The organism is Cupriavidus sp. SIMBA_020 (genome assembly GCF_046535395.1).
Taxonomy (GTDB): Bacteria; Pseudomonadota; Gammaproteobacteria; order Burkholderiales; family Burkholderiaceae; genus Cupriavidus; species Cupriavidus campinensis.
Genome location: NZ_JAWRWU010000682.1, coordinates 1 through 268, shown reverse-complemented (window position 1 = coordinate 268; position 268 = coordinate 1). Strand labels below are relative to the sequence as shown.

1 pseudogene is annotated in these 268 nt (G+C 67.9%); it reads left to right on the top strand.

Going from position 1 to position 268, the window contains the following annotated elements:
* Positions 1–268 (top strand): annotated as a pseudogene (locus SB751_RS31050) (3-(3-hydroxyphenyl)propionate hydroxylase); the annotation flags it as partial.

Below are 268 nucleotides of genomic sequence, written 5' to 3'. Positions count from 1 at the left end.
ATGCTGATGCCGACCAGCCGTCCGGTCGCATTCCTGCGCGATCGGCTGCTCGCGGCCGCGCGGTTTGCGCCGGGCCTGAAGGACTACGTGCTGCAAATGCGTTTCAAGCCGATGCCGAGCTATACGCGCGGGGTCGTGGTGACGGGCGCATCGGATGCGTCGGGCGCGATCGGCCGGATGATCGTCCAGCCCGACGTCGAAACGGCCGACGGTGTGCGCCGCAAGCTCGACGACGTGCTCGGCCCGTGGTTTTCGATCATCGGCTGGC